Genomic DNA, 4,726 nt, shown 5'->3' on the forward strand with positions numbered 1-4,726 from the left:
GTCCGGATGCGACGTTGACCGCGATGGCGGCGGACACCCCGGCCGACCGGCCCGTCCAGCACGTTGCGGCGTTGCGTCGGGACCGGGGCGAGGTCGCCGCGCTGACCACGGCGCTGGCGCGCCTGCACGTGACCGGCACGCCTGTGGACTGGGCCGTCTGGTTCACCCGCGACGGCCGGCGACCTGCCACCGTCGACCTGCCCACCTACGCGTTCCAGCACCAGCGGTACTGGATCGACGCCCGCACCGCCGGCCACGACGCCGCCGGACTGGGCGCCCGCGACGCCGGCCACCCGCTGCTCGACACCGCCCTCACCACCGCCGCCGGTGACGTCCACGTCCACGGCGGCCGGCTGTCCGCGCGTACCCAGCCCTGGCTCGCCGACCACGTCGTCCGCGGCCGGATCGTCGTGCCCGGCACCGCGCTCGTCGAGCTGGCGCTGCACGCCGGGGCGCAGGCCGGCTGCCACACCCTCGAGGAACTGACCCTCGCCGCGCCACTCGTCCTGCCCGACGACGGCGCCCGTACGCTCCAACTCCACCTCGCCGCGCCCGACGAGCACGGCCGGCGCCGCGTCACCGTCCACTCCCGACCCACCGACGACAGGCACGCCGACTGGACCGCCCACGCCGACGGCGTCCTCGCCCCCGGCACGGGCGAGACAGGCGAACCGCTGACCGCCTGGCCGCCGCCCGGCGGCGTCGCCGTGCCGGTCGAGCCGATCTACACCCGGCTGCGCGACCTCGGCGTCACCCACGGGCCCACGTTCCGCGGGCTGCGCGCCGCCTGGCGTACCCCCGACGGGGTCTTCGCGGAGGTGGAGCTGCCCGACGGCGCCGCCACCACCGGCTACGCGCTGCACCCGGCGCTGCTCGACGCCGCGCTGCACGTCGTCGGCCTCGCCGACGACCCGGGCGCCGACGACACCGGCGCCCGGCTGCCATGGGCCTGGAACGGCGTCACGCTCACCGCCGAGGGCGCCACCCACCTGCGGGTACGCCTCACCCGCAGCGGCCCGGCCAGCACGCTGACACTCGCCGACGCCACCGGCGCACCGGTGGCCCGCGTCGACGCCCTGGTGTCCCGCCCCCTCGCCGCCGACCAACTCGACCCCGGCGCCGCCGACCTGCCCCTCTACGACCTGCGCTGGAACCCGGCGCCGCTGCCGGCCCGACCGGCCACCGGGATCGCGCCGCTCGACCCGGACACCGGCCTCGCCGGGACGGCCGACGGCGCCCGGATGGTGCTCGTCCCCGCCGGGCACACCTTGTCGGACGACCCGCTCGCCGGCACCCGCACCCGCCTCGCCGACACGCTCACGCTGATCCAGGGCTGGCTCGCCGACGACCGGCACGCCGGCCGGCGGCTCGTCGTGCTCACCCGGGGCGCGGTGCCCGCCGACGGCGACGTCACCGACCTGGCCGGCGCCGCCGTCTGGGGACTGGTCCGCGCGGCGCAACTCGAACACCCCGGCCGGTTCGTCCTCGCCGACCTGGCCGGCGACGACGACGCCGACCTGCTCGCCCGCGCGCTCGCCGCCGACGAGCCCCAATTCGCGCTCCGCGACGGCCGGCTGCTCGTGCCGCGCCTCGCACCGGCCGAACCCGACCCGACAGGCGCCGTCGACCTCGTCCCCGACGGCACCGTGCTGGTCACCGGCGCCACCGGCGCGCTCGGCGGCGTCGTCGCCCGCCACCTCGTCACCCAGCACAAGGTCCGGCACCTGCTGCTGGTCAGCCGGCACGGCGCCGACGCACCAGGCGCCGCCGACCTGCTCGCCGACCTCACCGGCCTCGGTGCGCGCGCCACCCTCGTCGCGGCCGACGTGGCCGACCGCGACCAGCTCGCCGGGCTGCTCGCCGCCGTACCCGCCGACCACCCGCTCGCCGGCGTGGTGCACGCCGCCGGCACGCTCGACGACGCGGTGGTCACCGCGCTCACCCCGGACCGCACCGACGCGGTGCTGCGCCCCAAGGCCGACGCCGCGTGGCACCTGCACGACCTCACCCGCCACCTCGACCTGCCGGTGTTCGTGATGTTCTCCTCGATCGCCGGGCCGCTCGGCGCCCCCGGACAGGGCAACTACGCGGCGGCCAACGCGTTCCTCGACGGGCTCGCCCACCACCGCCGCGCGGCCGGGCTCGCCGCCACGTCGCTGGCCTGGGGACCCTGGGCGGAGACCGGCGGGATGACCCGCGACCTGGGCGCCGCCGGCCGGGACCGGCTCGCCCGCCAGGGCATCGTCCCGCTCACCACCGACCGGGCGCTCGCCCTGCTCGACGCCAGCCGGCGCGGCCGGCAACCGCTGCTGCTCCCCGTCCACCTCGACCTGGCGGCGCTGCGGATCCGCCCGGGGCGCGACGACCTGCCCGCGCCGCTGCACGGCCTCGCCGGCGGGCCCGCGCGCCGCGCCGCCGCGACGGCCACCGGCGGCCTGTCCGACCGGCTCGCCGCAGCGTCCGCCGAGGACCGGGCCCGCCTGGTCGCCGAGCTGGTCGCCGGCCAGGTCGCCGACGTGCTCGGGTACGCCTCGCCCGCAGCCGTCGGACCCGAGCGTTCCTTCACCGAACTCGGCTTCGACTCGCTCACCGCGGTCGACCTGCGCAACCGGCTCACCGCCCGGACCGGGCTCACCCTGCCGGCGACGATGGTCTTCGACCACCCCACCCCGGCCGCGCTGACCGGGCACCTGCTGGAGCGGCTCGGGCCGGCCGCTAGCGCGCCCACGGTCCTCGACGAGCTGGACCGCCTCGAAGCCGCGTTCGCCGCCACTCCGGCCGACACGCTCGCCGAACTGACCGCCGACGACGAGACCCGTACCGCCGTCGCGGCCCGGCTCCGCGCCCTGCTCGCCCGCTGGGACGGCGACGGCGGCGAGGTCGCCGCCAGCCTCGACGACGCCAGTGACGACGAACTGTTCGACTTCATCGACAGCCGCTTCGGCCGGTCCTGACCCGCGACAGGTGAATCCCCGATGGCGAACGAAGCCAAGCTCCGTGAGTACCTCAAGCGCGTCACCGCCGACCTGCACGAGACAAGCGAACGGCTGAGGGCCGCCGACGCCAAGGACCACGAACCGATCGCCGTCATCGGGATGAGCTGCCACTACCCGGGCGGCGTCCGCTCACCCGAGCAGTTGTGGGAGCTGGTCGCCACCGGCGGCGACGGCGTCACCGGCTTCCCCACCGACCGGGGTTGGGACACCGAGCGGGCGTACGACCCGACCGGGGAGCGGCGGGGCAGCACGTACGCCCGGGAGGGCGGCTTCCTGCACGACGCCGGGAACTTCGACCCGGAGCTGTTCACCATCTCGCCGTACGAGGCGCTGGCCATGGACCCGCAGCAGCGGCTCATGCTGGAGGCGTCGTGGACGGCGATCGAGGACGCCCGGATCGACCCGCTGTCGTTGCGCGGCAACCGGGTCGGCGTGTTCGCCGGGATGATGTACCACAACTACGCGGCCGGCCTCGACGAGGTGCCGGACACGGTCGACGGGTTCATCGGCGGCGGCACCGCCAGCAGCGTGCTCTCCGGCCGGGTCGCCTACACGCTCGGGCTGGAGGGCCCGGCGCTCACCGTCGACACCGCCTGCTCGTCGTCGCTGGTGGCGCTGCACCTGGCCGTGCAGTCGCTGCGCTCCGGCGAGTCCGCGCTGGCCCTCGCCGGTGGCGTCACGGTGATGACCACGCTGGAGACGTTCGTCGACTTCAGCCGGCAACGCGGCCTCGCCCCGGACGGGCGGTGCAAGTCGTTCGCCGACGGCGCCGACGGCACCGGCTGGTCCGAGGGCGTCGGCGTGCTGCTGCTGGAACGCCTCTCCGACGCCCGCCGGCACGGCCACCGCGTCCTCGCGGTGGTACGCGGGTCGGCGGTGAACCAGGACGGCGCGTCGAACGGGCTGACCGCGCCGAACGGGCCGGCCCAGAAACGGGTCATCCGGGCGGCCCTCGCCTCGGCGCGGCTGTCGCCGGTCGAGGTGGACGTGGTGGAGGCGCACGGCACCGGCACCAGACTGGGTGACCCGATCGAGGCGCAGGCGTTGCTGGCCACGTACGGGCAGGAGCGGGAGACGCCGCTGCTGCTCGGCTCGGTCAAGTCGAACCTCGGCCACACCCAGGCCGCCGCCGGCGTCGCCGGGATCATCAAGATGATCCTGGCCATGCGGCACGGGCTGGTGCCGCCGACGCTGCACGTCGACGCCCCCTCGTCCCACGTGGACTGGTCGGCCGGCGCGGTGGAGCTGGCCACGTCGGCCCGTCCGTGGCCGGCGGTGGACCGGCCGCGTCGGGCGGCGGTGTCGTCGTTCGGCATCTCCGGCACCAACGCCCACGTCATCATCGAGGCCCCGGAACCCGAGCCGTCGCCGGAGGCGTCACCGGTCGGGCTGCCCCCGGCCACCCCGTGGGTGCTGTCGTCGCGTTCCGCGACAGCCCTCGCCGGCCAGGCCGCCCGGCTGGCCGATCACCTGCGGGCGCACGCCGACCTGTCCCCGGCCGAGGTGGGCTGGTCGCTCGCGACGACCCGCGCCGCGCTGGAACACCGCGCGGTGGTGCTCGGCCCGGACCGGGATTCGTTGCTGGCCGGGCTGTCGGCCGTCGCCGCGGGCACGCCGGCGGCCGGCGTGGTCACCGGGGAGGCGTCGTCGGGTCGGCGGGCGGTGGTGTTCACCGGTCAGGGGTCGCAGCGTCCCGGCATGGGTCGGGAGTTGTATGCGGCGTTTCCGGT

2 protein-coding genes are annotated in these 4,726 nt (G+C 76.6%); both read left to right on the top strand.

The window, feature by feature from the left end:
• The coding region (locus tag ACIA5A_RS30810; RefSeq protein WP_396768285.1) for an SDR family NAD(P)-dependent oxidoreductase at nucleotides 1-2,954 on the top strand (2,954 nt) is incomplete at its 5' end.
• Between the two features lie 21 nt (nucleotides 2,955-2,975).
• Nucleotides 2,976-4,726, top strand: a 1,751-nt coding sequence (locus tag ACIA5A_RS30815) for a type I polyketide synthase (RefSeq protein WP_396768287.1), incomplete at its 3' end; no start/stop codon positions are given.

It is taken from the genome of Micromonospora sp. NPDC051300 (assembly GCF_044455315.1).
Lineage (GTDB): Bacteria > Actinomycetota > Actinomycetes > Mycobacteriales > Micromonosporaceae > Micromonospora > Micromonospora robiginosa.